The sequence below is a fragment of the Lujinxingia vulgaris genome, from assembly GCF_007997005.1.
Taxonomy (GTDB): Bacteria; Myxococcota_A; Bradymonadia; order Bradymonadales; family Bradymonadaceae; genus Lujinxingia.
Genome location: NZ_VOSL01000039.1, coordinates 37,566 through 53,558 on the forward strand (window position 1 = coordinate 37,566; position 15,993 = coordinate 53,558).

Annotated in this window: 16 protein-coding genes and 1 riboswitch; of the genes, 10 read left to right on the forward strand and 6 right to left on the reverse strand. The window is 65.4% G+C overall.

Annotated elements, in window-relative coordinates; all coding sequences use genetic code 11:
* Nucleotides 1-137 precede the first annotated feature (137 nt).
* The 4 genes from FRC96_RS08160 (at nt 138) to FRC96_RS08175 (ending at nt 4,444) form a co-directional block, all read left to right on the forward strand.
* A complete protein-coding gene (locus tag FRC96_RS08160; protein ID WP_146974009.1) occupies nt 138-1,364 on the forward strand; it encodes a c-type cytochrome in 1,227 nt (408 codons plus the stop codon).
* A 26-nt stretch (nt 1,365-1,390) separates the two neighbouring features.
* Nucleotides 1,391-2,026 carry a hypothetical protein gene (locus FRC96_RS08165; RefSeq protein WP_146974010.1) on the forward strand — a complete coding sequence of 212 codons (636 nt, stop codon included), beginning with the start codon at nt 1,391-1,393 and terminating at the stop codon, nt 2,024-2,026.
* Nucleotides 2,027-2,126: 100 nt separating this feature from the next.
* Nucleotides 2,127-2,897, forward strand: coding sequence for an MOSC domain-containing protein (locus FRC96_RS08170; protein WP_230470012.1), 771 nt, complete (start codon nt 2,127-2,129; stop codon nt 2,895-2,897).
* Nucleotides 2,898-3,310: 413 nt separating this feature from the next.
* Nucleotides 3,311-4,444: an Ig-like domain-containing protein gene (locus FRC96_RS08175; RefSeq protein WP_146974011.1), complete on the forward strand. Its 1,134-nt coding sequence runs from the start codon at nt 3,311-3,313 to the stop codon at nt 4,442-4,444.
* Nucleotides 4,445-4,455: 11 nt separating this feature from the next.
* Here the strand turns inward: FRC96_RS08175 and FRC96_RS21935 are convergent, their stop codons facing one another.
* Entirely contained in the window at nt 4,456-4,839 is a 384-nt protein-coding gene (locus tag FRC96_RS21935; protein WP_230470013.1) for a nuclear transport factor 2 family protein, read from the reverse strand.
* Nucleotides 4,840-5,092: 253 nt separating this feature from the next.
* Nucleotides 5,093-5,191, forward strand: a riboswitch (TPP riboswitch).
* Between the two features lie 56 nt (nt 5,192-5,247).
* Here FRC96_RS21935 and FRC96_RS08185 point away from each other — a divergent pair.
* Entirely contained in the window at nt 5,248-6,012 is a 765-nt protein-coding gene (locus FRC96_RS08185; RefSeq protein WP_146974013.1) for a 3-oxoacyl-ACP reductase, read from the forward strand.
* Between the two features lie 269 nt (nt 6,013-6,281).
* On the opposite strand, the gene FRC96_RS08190 is transcribed toward FRC96_RS08185, so the two are convergent.
* Entirely contained in the window at nt 6,282-7,406 is a 1,125-nt protein-coding gene (locus FRC96_RS08190) for an RCC1 domain-containing protein (RefSeq protein ID WP_230470014.1), read from the reverse strand.
* Between the two features lie 184 nt (nt 7,407-7,590).
* Nucleotides 7,591-8,211, reverse strand: coding sequence for a hypothetical protein (locus FRC96_RS08195; RefSeq protein ID WP_146974015.1), 621 nt, complete (start codon nt 8,209-8,211; stop codon nt 7,591-7,593).
* A gap of 293 nt (nt 8,212-8,504) precedes the next feature.
* Here FRC96_RS08195 and FRC96_RS08200 point away from each other — a divergent pair, with 293 nt between their 5' ends.
* The 4 genes from FRC96_RS08200 to FRC96_RS08215 all read left to right on the forward strand — a co-directional run bounded on the left by FRC96_RS08200 (nt 8,505) and on the right by FRC96_RS08215 (nt 11,453).
* Nucleotides 8,505-9,239 (forward strand): hypothetical protein, encoded by a 735-nt coding sequence (locus FRC96_RS08200; protein WP_146974016.1) that lies wholly within the window; start codon nt 8,505-8,507, stop codon nt 9,237-9,239.
* Complete coding sequence (locus FRC96_RS08205; RefSeq protein WP_146974017.1) at nt 9,239-10,222, forward strand: DNA cytosine methyltransferase; 984 nt, start codon at nt 9,239-9,241, stop codon at nt 10,220-10,222. Before FRC96_RS08200 ends, FRC96_RS08205 begins: the two co-directional genes overlap by 1 nt.
* Before the next feature lie 110 nt (nt 10,223-10,332).
* Nucleotides 10,333-10,776 carry a tetratricopeptide repeat protein gene (locus FRC96_RS08210; protein WP_146974018.1) on the forward strand — a complete coding sequence of 148 codons (444 nt, stop codon included), beginning with the start codon at nt 10,333-10,335 and terminating at the stop codon, nt 10,774-10,776.
* A complete protein-coding gene (locus tag FRC96_RS08215) occupies nt 10,773-11,453 on the forward strand; it encodes an HPP family protein (RefSeq protein WP_230470015.1) in 681 nt (226 codons plus the stop codon). Before FRC96_RS08210 ends, FRC96_RS08215 begins: the two co-directional genes overlap by 4 nt.
* 26 nt (nt 11,454-11,479) lie before the next feature.
* Here the strand turns inward: FRC96_RS08215 and FRC96_RS08220 are convergent, their stop codons facing one another.
* The 3 genes from FRC96_RS08220 to FRC96_RS08230 all read right to left on the reverse strand — a co-directional run bounded on the left by FRC96_RS08220 (nt 11,480) and on the right by FRC96_RS08230 (nt 15,292).
* Nucleotides 11,480-12,439, reverse strand: coding sequence for a carbohydrate kinase family protein (locus FRC96_RS08220; RefSeq protein WP_146974019.1), 960 nt, complete (start codon nt 12,437-12,439; stop codon nt 11,480-11,482).
* Nucleotides 12,436-13,200: an SDR family NAD(P)-dependent oxidoreductase gene (locus FRC96_RS08225; protein ID WP_146974020.1), complete on the reverse strand. Its 765-nt coding sequence runs from the start codon at nt 13,198-13,200 to the stop codon at nt 12,436-12,438. The genes FRC96_RS08220 and FRC96_RS08225 overlap by 4 nt, the downstream gene beginning before the upstream one ends.
* Before the next feature lie 226 nt (nt 13,201-13,426).
* Nucleotides 13,427-15,292 (reverse strand): iron-containing alcohol dehydrogenase, encoded by a 1,866-nt coding sequence (locus FRC96_RS08230; protein WP_146974021.1) that lies wholly within the window; start codon nt 15,290-15,292, stop codon nt 13,427-13,429.
* Between the two features lie 323 nt (nt 15,293-15,615).
* On the opposite strand from FRC96_RS08230, the gene FRC96_RS21940 reads away from it, so the two are divergent.
* The coding region (locus FRC96_RS21940; protein ID WP_230470016.1) for a hypothetical protein at nt 15,616-15,993 on the forward strand (378 nt) is incomplete at its 3' end.

Below are 15,993 nucleotides of genomic sequence, written 5' to 3' on the forward strand. Positions count from 1 at the left end.
CCAGGATCCTCAGAAAACCCGCGTGTCTGGAGCTTTAAGTAAGCTCAGTGCGCGGGTTTTCTGCGCTTTAAGCGCCTTCGGAGCGTGTGGCACGATCGTTGCTCACTACTTCCGCTATGAAACGAGAACTCACCATCATGCTTACGTTAAGCGCCCTCTGGATGGCGTGCGGTGAGCTGGCGCAGACGCCGGAGCCGGAGCCGGAGGTCGATCCCGGCGATACGCTGGCGTGGATGGAGGCCTATCAGGATCGCTATCTCGGCGATCGGGCGTGGCGTCGGGCCCAGCTTGAGGCGACGCTCTGGAGTCCGGAGCTGCCTTATGCGCGAAAGCGGCTCAAGAGCTATGCGCTCTCCGAAGGGGGCTGGGATTTGCTGCCGGAGCTGCTGGCGCGCAGCGGGCCTGTCTTCCCGGGCCAGGCGGTTCCGGAGGAGCTGGAAGAGGCGCTGCCCACCGTGTTTCCCACGCAAGCACCGACCACGCGTGAGGAGTGGCTGGCGCTTGGCGAGCAGGTGTTCTGGCAGATGCCGATGCGGCGAGACAATTACCTGGAGTGGATCGCCAGCCGGCCCGAGCTTCTTGAGGAGACGGGGTTTGAGCGAAACGCCGACGGTTCGTTGCGGGGCCTGGTGCGTTTTAAAGACGTGCGCGGCCAGATGCGCGTGGGCGTGACCTGCGGGCTCTGTCACGGGGGCGGCGGGGTGGCCGGGCGCACGAACACCGCGCTCGATCTGGGGCGGGCGCGCCAGATGTTCAATGAATCCTACGGGATCGATGGATCGCGCTTTGCGTCGTGGGGGCCGGGGCGCGTCGATATTACCGATGACCTGGCCGACGACCCGCTGCGAGTGCCCGATCTGTGGGGCACGCGCCACCAGTCCTACCTCAACGCCAGCGGGATTGTGCGCGTGGCCAACCCGGCCTCGGTCGCGATTCGTTTTGAGACGCAGTACATCCCCGGCCACGGCTTAGAAGCCCGGCCCAACCGGGTGCTCTCCTGGGCGTTGGCGATGTACGTGCTCTCGTTGGAGCCGCCGACAAGCCCCGAGGTGTCGCCGGAGCATCCGGGCCGGGCGGTCTTCGAGCTTCAATGTGCCAGCTGCCATAACCCCGACCGGGGCTTTAGTGGCGATCTGATCCACAGCTGGCTTCTGACGGGGGGCGTCTCTGCGGCTGAGAGTCCGATGCGCGGGACGGGGATGATGAAAGTCCCTTCGCTCGTCGGCATTGGCCAGGGAGGCCCTTTTATGCACGACGGACGTCACGCTGAGTTGAGCGATGTCCTGGAGGCGCGCCACCCCACCGGGGCGGTGCTGAGCGATGAGGAACGCGACGATCTGTTGAGTTACCTGCAATCCCTTTAACTGTGTTTTTCACATGAGGTCACACCATGCGTATGCCACTTCACCTGTTGTTCGTCTTCGTCTGCTCGCTTCTTCTGCTCGGCACGGGCTGCCCGGAGCTGACGGGCGACCCTGAGCTCAAAGGCACGTTCATCTCGGGGCATCTGGGGAACTACGAGTCGTGTCCGGAGGATGGCTACAGCGATGACGCTTCGGGCGATGAGCCTGCGGGCGCGCCGGCCGCCGAGTTTGCGGCCGATTGCGCGGAGGACTCCGAGGATTGTGGCGGGATCGCGTTGAACTGCGAGGATGCCCAGGTGACCCTGCGCCTGATCAACACGGGCGATGAGCCGGCGGTGGGTGTGCAGGTCACGCGCATTGAGCTCTTTGACACCAACGGCGTCTCGAAGGCGGTGCTGCCGCTGATGGCGGTCGAAGATGTGAGCATCAACGGGCAGTCCTCGCCCTTTGACGGCCTGATTCCCCTCGGTGCGGAGCGTGCGCTGCGCGTGGACTTCCAGGGGCCGCAGTCGCCCTGGGAGCTGCTGGCGACCGAGGGTGAGGACAGCGGTCGCTACGCGAACCACGGGGGCATCATCGAGATCACCTTCACGGCGGAGAATCGCCGCGGCGAGGTCGTGATTCGCGGTGAGGTTTCGGCGCTGCCTTCGATGGCCACCTGAGCGCTGGGAGCGCCAATTCATCCCATGTCGAGGTGAAGACGCCCTGCGCGCGCGCAGGGCGTCTTTGTGATAGTTGGGGGGGAGCTCAGCTCGGGGCAGTATGCATCTGGGAATTGAGGTGGGGTGGTGGAAGCTATCACGGATTCTGGAGGTGGAGATGATCGAAGAGGCACGCATCGAATCGCTGCGGGTGGGGATGCCCCGGGAGCTGGGGCGCGCGGGGGCGGAGCAGCCGATGGAGCGGCCCTGGCGCACGGGGTTTGTGAAGGAGGAGGTGCGCGGGGCGCTGTGGCTGGACTGGGAAAATTTTGAGGGGGACGGTCAGGCCGATCGCAAGCACCACGGCGGGGTGGAGAAGGCGGTGTGCGTGTATCCCACGGCCCATCTGGCGTACTGGTCAAAGCGGCTGGGGAGGAGGCTTACGCCGGGGGCATTTGGCGAGAACCTGAGCGTGTCGGGGCGTGTTGAAGAAGATGTGTGTGTGGGGGATGTCTATCGGGTGGGCGGCGCGCGTCTTCGCGTCACCCAGCCGCGCTCGCCATGCTGGAAGCTCGCGCGGGTACATGGTGAGAGGGCGTTCGCGCTCTGGGTGCAGCAGACGGGCTACTGCGGCTGGTATTTTGGCGTGGTGGAGCGCGGGTATGTCGAGGCGGGTCAGACCTTGGAGCTCGTAGAGCGCCCCTTTCCGCAGTGGAGCGTCGCCGAGGTGCACGCCGTGCGCTACCACCGCCCTGAGGATCTTGAAGCAGCCACGTTGCTCGCCGGGTGCCCGGCGTTGAGTCGGACCTGGCGGGAGGCCCTGGAGAAGCGTTTGGCGCGGGGGGAGGAGGGCGATGAGGCGAGGCGGCTGATCGGCCCAAACGGGGGTTGATGTGAGGTGAACCCGCGGCCGGTCGCGGGGGAGGAGACGTGGCGATCAGGCGCTAGTAGCAAGGACCTTGTCTGTCTCTCGGACAGACGTGTTGACGGTTTTCCACAGGTTGTTCACAGGCGTGTGGGTTGGTGCGCCGAGGTCACGTCTGAGCAGCAAAGGGCGCCGGGCAGGGAAGACGATGGGGCGAGCTTCTGAAAGAGGCTGAAAAACGCGCGACCTGGCTCGGATGAGATGGAAGATGGCGATACCCTCAGGCGCGTGGCTGTCCAGACGTGCGAGCAAGGGAACGCTCTGGCGGGGGCGTATGTTGCGTCTCGGCTTTTGCTTAAGTCCGTTATCAGGCCCCCGTACGTCGCAGCATGAGTCCAGGGTCGAAAAAGACCGTCGTAGATCAAGGCGCAGGGAGTGTGATGACGATGAATGAAGGCCTAAAACGACAGGGGTTGCACGCCGCGGTGGCCGCGTTGCTGGTGCTGGCAGCGGGGTGTGTCTCGGAGCTGGAGCAACATGCCGGGCCTGACGCCGGGCATGATTCCGGAGATCACACGGAGGTCCCGGGCGTGGAGATTGTTACGGGGCCGGAGGCAACCACCACCGAGAGGAGCGCCCGGCTGGAGATGGCGTGTGTGGGGGACGCGGAATGCGAGATCGAGTGCGCGCTCGACGAGGCCCGTTTTGAGCCCTGCGAGGCCGTTGTCACCTATGAGGATCTGGAGGTGGGGGACCATCTTTTTGAGGCGCGGGCGGTCGACGCATCCGGTCGGCGTTCGGCGATTGCGGCCTGGGCCTGGACGGTTGCAAACGGGGAGCAGGCGGCGCCGACGCTGACGATCCAGGGTCCGCCAACGCTGGCAGCAGATGCGCAGAGCGCGACGCTGACCTTTGCGTTCAGCGAGGAGGTCTCGGGCTTCGAGGTGGGGGATATCGCGGTGGACCCGGCGGAGCACACCCTGGAGGACTTTAGCTCGGTGGATGCGAGCACCTATCAGGCCACGTTGCGGCGCAGCGGCAATGAAGAGGGCACGGTCATCATCTCGGTGGCGGCCGGGGCGTATCAGAGCGCTGCTGGCGAGGCGGGGCGTGCGGCGAGTGTGACGATCGTGCTGGAAGGCGAGGAGGTGGTCAGTGAGACGTGCGATGAGACCCCGCATGTGGCGATGAGCACCATCGAGGCGGTGACGGCGTTTGGCACGGATACAGCGTTGATCGAGTTTCGGATGCCTCCTCTTCCAACGGTGCTCTCGCATCCTTTTACGACCGGGGAGGATGCGTTTGTATCGGGGCAGGTTGACCTGGGAGGCGCGTCGGAGACGAGCCTGCATATGCGTCGGATGTGGATCTCGACGTGTCCCGGTGGCGAGGCGATCGGGCAGAGGTGTGAGGCGGAGGGGAACTTGCTGACGATGCGCTGGGCCCAGGGGGAGTCGCGGGTCGCGTGTGAACTGCAGCCGGATACGACGTACTATTTTAACCTATCGCAAGGCACGGGTTCGCCCTGTGAGAGGTCGGATGGGTGCCGGGCGATCATTCAGCATCGGGGGTAAGTGGGGGGGCCTTAGGTCTCGGGGGGGCGGTCCATGAGCACGGTGTAGTGGATGGTCATCGCGCGGATTTTTCCCTCTTCGATGAGGTAGGAGTCGGCGCCGTCTTCGACGCGGGCGCCGTTTTCGCCCACCCCGCTCCACTCCAGAAAGCCCAGGTGCCGCTCTACCATGATGTTGTGGTAGGTCCACACGCCGCCGGGGAGCTGTTCCTGGAGCAGGCGAACCTTCTGGCGCAGGCCCTCTACACCGCGAAAGATGCCGTAGGTGGTCATCAGGACAATGTCGGGATCGAAGTTGCGCTCCAGGTCCGTCTCAAAGTCCCAGCTTTTCGCAAGGTCGAGGTGGTCTTTTAGGACCTCGCGGGCGGAGCGTCTGGCGAGGGCGTGGTGGTCCATGGGAGGGCTCCGGGTCGGTGGTGTTTCGATCAGGGCAGCGCTTCCAAACGCGCTGTAGATCGAAGGTCGACGCCGGGTGGTCACCACCAAGCGATCGCCGGAAGGTGGCGTCGTTGCGGGAGGATGTCCGTCTCTCGGACGGTAGGGTGTGCCAGGGATACGAAGGCGTACACCGCGGGGTTTTGTGGTTTCATTTGAGGCGCACGTGGGCCAGTCGTGGTGGTTGCTGGGGACCTGATTCTGGCCTAGGGTCATCTTACGACAGGGGCGCTTGTGCAGGGGCACAGGCTGAGAAGCACCCTTTGAACCTGACCCGGGTAATACCGGCGGAGGGAGTCGCATGAAGCGCCGGCGCCGTTCTGGTGGGGTGACTTTATGCGTTCCTTCCACATCAAGAGGAAGGATTCGATGAGCAAGAAACTGGCAGAACAGGTGGTGATCGTTTCGGGTGCGGGCCGTGGTCTGGGGGCGGCGATGGCGCGAGCCTTTGCCCGGGAAGGGGCGGCGGTCGTGGTGAACTGGCGCAGGAGCGAGGCCCAGGCGGTGGCGCTGGCCGAGGAGTTGGGGCCGCGCGCACGAGCCATCCAGGCCGATGTCACCGATCGGGCGGCGGTGGCCAGGTTGGTGGCCGAGACCACCGAGACGCTCGGGGCCCCGACGACGCTCGTGCACAACGCGTTGGCCGATTATAGCTTTAATGGGGAGGGGCGAGAGAAGGCGGACTCGCTGGCCTGGGAGCAGATCGCCACGCAGACCGAGACTTCGGTGGGAGGGGCGCTGAACTTGATTCAGGCCTGTCTTCCGGCGATGAGCGAGGCCGGTTTTGGGCGCGTGATCACCATTGGGACGAACCTTTTTCAGAACCCGGTGGTGCCTTACCACGATTATACGGCGGCCAAGGGCGCGCTGCTGGGGCTGACGCGCACGATGTCGCGGGAGCTTGGGTCGCAGGGGATCACGGTCAATATGATCTCGGGGGGCCTGTTGCGGGTAACCGACGCCAGCCGGGCCACGCCGGACGAGGTCTTTGAGTTGATCGCGGCCAACACGCCTCTGGGGCGGGTGACGACGCCGGAGGAGGTGGCGGATGTGGCGCTCTTCTTTGCCAGCCCCTGGGCCCGAGGAATCACCGGGCAGAACCTGGTGGTCGACGGGGGGCTGGTATGTGATTGAGGCGTTTTTTCGGAGCTCGGCCTGCGCGGGTGATGTGCAGGTTGAGCGCCGGATTTCGGCGTGGTTGCAGGGGGGGGGCTGTCTCTCGGACGGTTGCAGTCGGGATCGTGTAGGGAGGAGGCATGCGCTGCCGGAGAGCGACGTTTCAGCGACGATAAATCATCTACGATCGTCATCTGCAATCGTGGCATTCCTGCGCGACGGCGGGGATTTGATGTTGAAGTAGAACATCCCATCACAATCCATGTGTGTCTCTCGGACGATCAGGCCTACTCGTTGATTGAGGCAAGTGTGGGAGCGTCGATCTGGCCGTGATCGTTGGCGCCCCAGCAGGTGATCTCGCCGCCGGTGGTGATCGCGCAGCTGAAGTCTTCGCCGGCGGCCACATCGATAAAGGTGCCGGCGGGGGAGGTGCCCTGCCCCTGGCTGTCGGAACCCCAGCAGATGATGTTGTCGTTATCGCGGATGCCGCAGCCGTGCAGGCGGCCCAGGGCCAGATCTTTCATGGCGACCGCCGGAGGTTCGGTGGCGCCGGTCTCGGTGGCGCCCCAGCAGGAGGGGATGCCGGCCTCGTTGAGCACGCAGGCGAAGAGGTCGCCGCCGTAGAGGGCCTCGAAACTTATGTTGGAGCCCGGCGAGGTGTTGCTCATGATGGCGCCTCCCCAGCAGCGGATGTGGCGATCGTCGAGCGTGAGCAGGCAGGAGTAGAGGTCGCCGGCGACGACGGCCGAGGCGGTGGAGGCGCCATTGGGCAGTGAAGTCTGGCTGTCGTCGTCGCGGCCGTAGCAGAGGAGCTCGTCGTCGGGGGTGATGCCGCAGGTATGCCAGGAGCCGGTGGCGAAGCGCTCAAAGAGCTGTCCAGAGGGGGGAAACTGGCCGTAGGTGTTGTCGCCCCAGCAGCGCACGAGGTTGTCGGTGCGAAGCCCGCAGGTGTGGCGCCAGCCGGGCATCAGGGCGATGAAGGGTTCGTCCGGGGCGTTGGTCTGGCCGGTGCTGTTGTTGCCCCAGCAGAGGGTGTCGCCCGCAGAGGTCAGCGCGCAGGCGTGTTCGCCGGCGGCGGCGACATGGGTGAAGGTGACGGCGTAGTCGTCGGCGTCTTCTTCGGCGTCGGCGTCCTCTTCGGCGTCGGGGGTGGGGTCGACGTCCTGGTTCGCGTCGCCGGTGTCGCCGGCGTCTTCTTCGGCATCGGGTTCTTCGGTGTCGGGGGTGTCGTGTGCGTCAGAGCCACTGTCTTCGGCATCTTCGGGGGGCAGGCAGACGCCGGCGACGCATTGCTCTCCGGTGAAGCAGTCCAGCGGGGTGGTGCAGGGCTGGGCGTCGGGGGAGCAGGCGCCGATGAGCGTGGCTGCGACCAGGAGGATAAGAGAGAGGGGGCGGCGCGTGGTGGAGGACATCGGGGGATCCATCAAAAAGGGCGGAAGTCGGCTCGCGGTTGGGGCAGTTTAACGAATTTTTGCGCTCCGCGCAGGCCACGCGCATCGGTCCGAGGGGGGGAGCGGACGTACGGATCGACCGCATGCCTCGTGGAGCGCGTCCGTCTCTCGGTCAGAGCCGGCAGGTCGGAACCGGTATCATCGATCAGGTATAGATCTCGTCGAGTAGGTCGTCGTCGAGGAAGTAGTATGCCATGAGCGCGAGGGTGATGCCTGCAGCGCTGAGTGTGTCGGCGCTTTGGACAGACTCCCACTCAAAGCTCTCGTGGCTGACAAAGGCCAGGGCGGGCTCCTGGAGAGCGTTCTGGCGGAGGGGATCAAAGAAGAGCCAGTTCTGACCGCATCCGTAGGCTTCTTGCAGCTCGTCGAGGCTTTTTCCGTGGGCGTTCATCTCGTTGATAAACTCCGGCCAGTCCCCCTCTTCGATGTAGTCGAGATCGAAGCCATAAAGGCCCGGGGTTTCCCCCAGGTCGGTGAGTCCGAAGAACCCCATGGGGCCTCCGCCGATGGATTCCCAGGTGATGCCGTTATGATGTCGGGCCAGTTCGCCGTAGCTCTGCGGGGTTGCCTCATGCATCTCACCGGTGAAGGGAGGAGCGCAGTCGATGGTCTCGTTTCCGATGCTAAAGGTCACCGCGCCATCGTCGTGACGTTCAAAGGACGTGACCTTTCGGGCCATGGCTTCAAGGCGTTTCTTGTCGTCCTCGGAGTTGCAGAGAAAGGTGAAATGGTCGGCAACGATGGCAGCGAGTGTCGTGTCGGACATGGCGTATCCTCCGAGAGGGGGGCGAGGCGGCAGGTTCGCTGCGTCGCGGAGTGAACGTGCTTTAGAGCTCATTGCGATAGTGGATGTTCACCGAACCTGGCAAGTCTTCTCGGATGACGTGGTGCATGTCTGGAATTCCCTTCGCGCATCAGGTGGCGACGGGAGAGCTTGCCCGGTACGTGGGTGCCCCTTGCTCCCGTGCCGATGCTGACGTACCAGAGGACCAGCGGTTGCGGCCCGGCGAATGGGCGCGATGAGACGATGTGGTGGAGCCGAGTGTGAGGAGTGGGAGCGTGACGAGTTACCCCAGAGTGATGTTTGTGCATGGGCTGGAGAGCGGCCCGTCTGGCGAGAAGGTTCAGCAGCTGCGGGCGATGGGCGTGGGGGTGAGCGCGGCGGATATGCGGATGTCGCTCAAGCGTCTGGATCGCCATCATTCGGTGATGCGTAACATCCTGCGTGCGCCGGAGGTGCAGGTGGCCGCCGCTGGCGCGGCGGCGATGGTGGGCGCCGGGTTTCTGCGCAAGAAGATGTGGCCGGCAGCGCTGGCCGGGGTGGGCATCGGGGCGTGGTGGACGGCGCGCGGCGATGAGGTGACGCGCCAGGCGGTGTGCACCAGCTACGAGCAGTGTGTGGAGGTGCAGCGGCGCGCGCTTGAGACCTTTAAGCCCGATGTGCTGCTGGGGTCGAGCTGGGGCGGGGCGATCACCCTGGAGCTGATGTTGCGTGGTCACTGGAGGGGGCCTGCGGTGCTGCTGGCGCCGGCCTTTCATGCGGCGCACCGGCGGATGGGGCTCGACGCGGCCGCGCGTCTGGAGGGCTTTGATGGGGCTTCGCGCACGTTGATCTTTCATGATCCCACCGACGACACCGTGCCGCTGGCCGACAGTGAGCGCTTAAGCGCGCAAACGGGCACCGAGCTCCGCGCGGTCTCGGCCGGCGGCCACCGGCTTATGGGCCTGTTGACCGACGGTCAGCTCACCGGTGCGCTCAAGCAGGTTGGCGAGCTTGCGCAGGTGGCCGGCTGATGTCTGACGCGGCTTCAACCCCGGGTGCGCCGCTGCGTTGCCTGGAGCTCTTCTGCGGCATCGGCGGCTTTGCCGCCGCCGTGCAGGGGCACGCCAGCGTGGTGGGCGCGCTCGATCTTTCGGGCCACGCCATCGAGGTGTACCGCCACAACTTTAGCGATCACGGTGCGCGCCAGGCCCACCTGGAGCACCTCGATGAGGCGGAGATTTTTGGCTATGAGGCCGAGCTGTGGTGGATGTCGCCTCCCTGCCAGCCCTACACCACACGCGGGGCGCAGCGGGATCTCGAGGATCATCGAGCGCGCAGCCTGGTGCGTCTCATGGAGCTCATCGGGCGGCACGGGCCCAGGCATGTGGCGATGGAGAACGTGCCCGGGTTTCGGGGCTCGGATGCCCACGCCCTGGTGCTCTCCACGCTGAACGAGGCCGGCTACGCGGTGGCCGAGCGCCTGCTCTGCCCCACCGAACTCGGCGTTCCGGCGCAGCGCGAGCGCTACTATCTGGTGGCGAGCCGCGACGGGCTTCTGCCCTGGCGAGCGCTCCCGACGCCTGTGATGCGCCCGCTGGCCGACTTTTTGATCAAACCCACCGACGAGGAGCTCCTCGATGTGGTCGTGCCCGCCGAGGTGATCGCAAAGCACGGTCCGGGCATGCGCATCTTCGATCTGCGGGAGGAGCCGGGGCGCATCGCCAACACCTTCACCGGTGCCTACGGCAAGACCTGGCAGGCCGCCGGCGCATATCTGCGCATGGCCGACGGGCGCGTGCGCCGCTTTACGCCCCGGGAGATGCTGGGGCTGATGGGGTTTGGGGCGGACTTCGGGTTTCCGGCGCATGTGAGCCTGCGCCAGCGCTACAAACTCATTGGCAACAGCCTCTCGGTCTGGGCGATGCGGGAGGTGCTCAGCGCGCTGATTCCCTCGATGTCTGGCGCGAAGACGCCGCTCGGTTTGTGCTCCCATGAGACGCTGACCGCGCAGTGAGGGTTGACGGCGAGCCCCGGGCTCGCTTAGCTGGCGGGCATCCCGAAGCGAGACGTGAGGCCGACGCGCGGCGGCTGGCCAATGGCCCTCCATGAGGCTTGAGAGCAGCGATGAAGTGCAAGAAGTGTGACGAGAAAAACCCGCCGGGCACCAACAACTGCCTCTATTGCCTGGAGCCTTTGCCCGAGGTCGATGAGGCGCGTGGCGAGAAGGCCTTTGGCGGGATGATCGTGCTGGGGCTCTTCGTGGTGGCGCTGGGCTATCTGGCGTGGTGGGGCTGGGGGTGGTGGCAGCTGGAGAGCGAACGCCAGAAGGCACAGGCCGAGGGGCTGACCGAGTACGTCGTGCACCAGATCTGCTTTGGCGAGGAGAGCCCGATTCGCGACAACGACTACCGCGGGCGCGGCTACCATTATCAGGCTGTGCGGGCGACGGGTGGCGGGCTGCTCGGCGGCGGGGAGGGGATGCGCCACTGCTACCGCAAGGAGCTCGGTCCGGCTGCCGGGCTTAAGGAGCTGCCCGAGAAGGGGGAGCTTGAGCGGGTGTTTCGTTGAGTGATTCGGAGCGCGAGACGCGGCGGGGCGTGAGGGTGGGGGTGCCCGCGATCGTGCGCGGGATTCTAAAACGTCTGGGCGCAGACGATGTCGATGAGCGGGCGCGCTCACGAGGCTCGCAGGCGCTCTTTATGTTGCTCAACGGGGGCTTAAGCATCGGGCTTCTGGCGGCGATGGCGCATCTGGCGCGCTCGCCATTGATTTTCCCCTCGCTGGGGCCCACGGCCTTTTTGCTCTTCTTTCGACCGCTGGCGGCGGCCTCGTCGCCGCGCCACACCGTGCTCGGGCATCTGGTGGGCGTGGTGGTGGGGCTCTTTTGTTTGTGGGTGTTCGGGCTGCTGGGGGTGCCGGCCAACTTAAGCGAGGGGGTGGGTCTTGCGCGGGTCGGCGCCGCAGCGCTCTCGCTGGGAGGGACGGGGGCGTTGATGGTCTATTTTGGCGTGGCGCACCCGCCGGCCGGGGCCACCACGCTGATCGTCTCGCTGGGGCTGATGCCGCATCTGTGGCAGGCGCCGGTGTTGATGGGGGCGGTGTGTTTGATGGCCCTGCAGGGGCTTGTGATCAACCGCCTGGCGGGCATCCCTTATCCGCTGTGGCGCCCCTCGAAACAGCGCGCCGAGCAGGCCGCGAGGTTGCAGGCGGAGCTGGACGACTCGCCACCTGAGCCTGGCGCATAAGCCCGGCGACAAAATGAGTAGAAAACTCAGGCTGGCATCGGGTGCAGGGTGCGCGCCGGGATGTGTGAGGCCCGCGCCGGGGCTTCTTCCAGACGATGCAGGGTCGATGGCCCCAGGCCTTCGATGACGATGGAGGATGCGGCGCTGGCCTGGCGGGCGGCGTCGAGCGGGTCGGCGCCCAGCATCAGGTGGTGGGTGAAGGTGGCGGCGAAGACGTCGCCGGCGCCGGTGGGGTCGACGGCCTCGGTGGGGAAGATGCCGACCTCGAGGGTGCGGCCTTTTTGGAAGATGCGGCTCCCGCGGGTGCCCAGGGTCAGCGCGACGGTGGGCACGACGCTTAAGAGGCGATCGAGAAGATCGCCCTGGCCGATCAGATCTTCTTCGCTCAGGCAGGCGATGTCGACGCCTCGAAAGGCTTCGGCGTCGACCTCCCAGGGTTTTTGCACGACCTGCAGGGCGCCCGGGGCGACGCCGCGCGCGTGCAGGGATTCGAGCGCGCTGGGGTCGTCGACGGGCGCGCCGCCTACCTTGATCCAGCCCTGAATGTTGATGGCGACAAGGCCGCGCTTTGCGACCTCGCGGCGCGCCTTGAGCCAGTCCGAGAGACGGACTTCGCCAAGCACGGGCGCCAGATGCACGAGGTCGGCGTCGAGCCACTCCGCGGGGCAAAGCTCCGGGGAGACGTCCGGGGCGATGGCCTCCAGAAGTTGCACCCGCGGCGCGTCGTCGGGGTAGTAGTTGGCAAAGACGGTGGTCTGTCCTCGCTGCGCTCTGGTGTGCGCGATGTCGGTGAGCGCCGCGTCGCACTCAAAGTCTTCGCCGACCACGCTCAAGAGGTGAGTGCGGCCCTGGAGGCGGCGATGCACCTCGGCGCCGTAATAGGCGCAGCCGCCGGCCTTAAAGCCGCCCGGGTAGCGGTCGTGGGTGACGTGACCGACCACGAGCGTGCGGTGAGTGCTGCCAGGGTTTTGTGCCGACGGGGTCAATTGAAAAACTCGCCATTGCTCACGTTGTAGCTCTGCCCGGTGATGGCGCTGGCCGCGTCGCTTGCCAGAAAGGCGATGAGCTCGGCGACCTCCTCGGGGGCGACCATGCGCCCGAGCGGAATCGCGGCGATGGCCTTTTTGCGGAAGTCGTCGACCTCTTCGCCCCGGGCTTGAGCGGAGTAGGCGGAGTCGGCCCGCGCCATGGGCGTATCGACCCAGCCGGGGCAGACGGCGTTGACGCGAATCTGGCGTGGGGCAAGCTCCAGGGCCACGCATTTGGTCAGGCCCAGCACGGCGTGTTTGCTGGCCGTATAGGCCTCGTAGCCGGCGCGCGCATTTTTACCCAGCCCCGACGAGACGGTGACGATGCGGCCGCCCTCGGGCATCGAGGCGGCGGCGGCTTTGACGCAGTAATAGGCGCCGTGCACGTTCACATCGAAGGTGGTCTGCCAGACCCGGTCACTGTGGTCGTCGTCGAGGCGCGCCTGCAGGCAGACGCCGGCGTTGGCAACCAGCGTGTGAATGGGGCCGATTTTTTCAAAAAGGGTCTCGACGGCGGCCTGGTCGGTGACGTCGAGCGTGTAGGTCTCGATCGTTGCCCCGGCGCTCCGAGCGGCCTCAGCGAGGGATTCCGCGGCCGCGGCCAGCTTTGCCCCGTTTCGCGCGCAGAGCACCACGCGGTGCTCCGGCTTCAAAAAGTGGCGCGCGCTCGCCAGGCCGATGCCGCTGGAGCCGCCTGTAATCACGATCGTTTTCTTCATGACGTCGTCTCACTATTACGCCGTGAGCTATTGTTGACGCCGCGTCTGCTGCGTTGAGAGCATCTCGGGCGGCGTTGCAAAGCCTCGACGATGCTAAAGCATCGCCTGCGTTTCGCGCCTTGCCCGAGAAGCTCTCAACCTCGCAGCCATCAACGTCAACTTCTGCTCACGGCGTAGTACCTTGCAAAATCACCTGAAAGAACCCACTCGCCGCCAGACGAAATGATTAAAAGGACTGGCGGATTGCCTCAACGAGGACTTCGGTGGGGACGGGGATGGCGTAGTCGTCTTCGACCTGCCAGAGGCTGCCCGGGCCGTCGAGCAGCGCCATGCGGGTGCCCTCGGTGAGGTAGCGCTTGTTGTAGCGCATCGACGCCAGGATATCGTCGACTTTGAGGTGGGCGGGGATGCGGGTGGGGAGCTCGAACTTCTCGATGACCTGGCGGTGCAGGTCGATCATCGCGTCGTCGCAGGCGCCCATCAGACGCGCCACGCGGGCGGCGACCATCATGCCGATGGCCACCGACTGGCCGTGGTTCAAGTCATAGCCCGAGAGGTACTCGACGGGGTGGCCGACCTCGTGGCCGTACTGCAGCACCATGCCCTCGCGATGCTCTTTGGGATCGATGGCCACGAGCTCGCATTTCAGCTCAATGTTCTTGCGCACGACCGTCTCCAGAAAGTCCGGATCGTCGATCGTGCCCTCGTAGCCGAGCAGGTAGTCGAGGTAGTCGCGGTCCTGGCCGAGGGCGTGTTTGATGACTTCGCTCAAGCCGTCGGGGATCAGCCAGTCTTCGAGGGTGGCGAGCACCTCCACGTCGACGGCGATGGCGATGGGCGAGTAGTAGGAGCCGACGAGGTTCTTGCCTCGCGCCCCGTTGATGCCCTGCTTATGGCTGATCGAGGCGTCGCACTGGGCCATCAGGGTGGTGGGCACGTGCACAAGGCCGATGCCGCGGTAGAGGGTCGAGGCGATAAAACCACACACGTTGGCCACCGCGCCGCCCCCGAGCGAGACGAGCACGGAGCGCTCGTCGATGCCCTCGGCCAGGATCTGGTCGACCAGCTTGACGTAGTTGGCCATCGATTTGGATTCTTCGCCGTCCTTCATCACGATGCGGCGCACGTCGTAGCCCATGCGGTCGAGGCCGCCGACAAAATCATCGCCGTAGATGCTGTTCACCGTGGTGTCGGTGAAGACGTAGATTGGCGAGGACGCGCTCTCGTCGGGGATGAGCTGCAGGCGCTCGGGGTTGCGCACAAAGCCGCGCTGCACGTGGATCTCGGTCTTGACCGGGGCGCCGGCGATGAAGTCGTAGCTATGCGTGGTGCGACCCTGCTCGATCTTGAACTCGGGGCGGTGCACCGCCGCCTTACGGATGCCGGCGCGGTGCGCCATCTCGGCACGCACCAGCGACTGCGGGGTATCAATATCATGCCAGGCGCGCTCACCGGTGGTGATCACACGCACCTGGCCGCGCTCACCAAGGAGCGCCAGCGCGTCGGTGAGGCTGGCCGGCTCCTTCACCTTACGCGTCTCTTCCAGCGCTTCAAAAAGCGCCGGGGTGAAGGCGAAAAGCCCGGCGTCGACCGCGTCGGGATTCTTCAGGGTGCGGGAGGCCGTGGTGAGGCGATCGCCCTCCAGGGTCACCTTGACGGCATCTTCCAGCTCAAAGACCTCCGTGACGTCGGTGTCGACCAGCGCCACGCCCACATCGTCGCCAGGCTCGGTGGCCACCATCGCGTCGACGAGTTTCTGGTCAAAGACGTGGTCGGCCATCGCGATCACGAAGTTCTCGTCGATCAATCCCTTCGCCGCCAGCAGCGTGCTCGCCAGGCCCTGCTGCCACTCGGCGTGTTCGACAAACTCCACCTTCAGCGAAAGATCGGGGTGGTTGGTCAGCTCGCGCACCACGCGTTCGGAGCCGAAGCCGGTGACGACCACCGCGCGCTCCACACCGGCCTTCTCCAGACGCTGGAGAAGCGAGAGCAACAACGGCTTTCCGCCCACGTGCACCAGGGGCTTGGGCGTGTTGGGACGATCGAGGCGCGCGCCGCGGCCGGCGGCGGGAATCAAGGCGGTGGTGGGCATGGGTACGTCCGGGGTGGGGATGGGTGGAAAATCGGGGGTATGTCGGGGGGTAACCTAGTGCGGCCTTTATGGAATATCAACATCGGGGTTTGCTGTGGGTTGGGGGGGACGCTTTGTGGTTGGGTGGTTGGGTGGTTGAGGGGCGCCGGGGTTTGCGGAGTTGGTCGATTCGTGAGGGCGTTGGCAGGTTCGCGTTGTGGTTGGGTGGTTGGGTGGTTGTGTGGTTGAGGGGCTTGGGAGGGGCGCGGGGTTGGTCGATTCGTGAGGGCGTTGGCAGGTTCGCGTTGTGGTTGGGTGGTTGGGTGGTTGGGTGGTTGAGGGGCATGGGAGGGGCGCGGGGTGGGTCGATTCGTGAGGGCGGCCGGGGTTCGCGGTTCGAGATCGAGATCGAGATCGAGCACGAGTACCCGGACGAGTACGAGTACGAGGACCAGTACGAGTACGAGTACCCGGATGAGTACGAGGACCAGTACGAGTACGAGGACCAGTACGAGTACGAGTACCAGTACCCGGACGAGTACGAGTACGAGCCCGACTCAGGGATTTGGGGCGTGCGAGGGTGCTCCAGAGCCTTCAAATCTGAGCTTCCCCCGATTTCCCGTACACGTTCTTCAGGCAGCTTTTGCCACCTGAGCTTCAAACGCCACCGGGCTCATATACCCAATCGCCGAGTGGCTTCGCGCTCGGTTATAAAACACCTC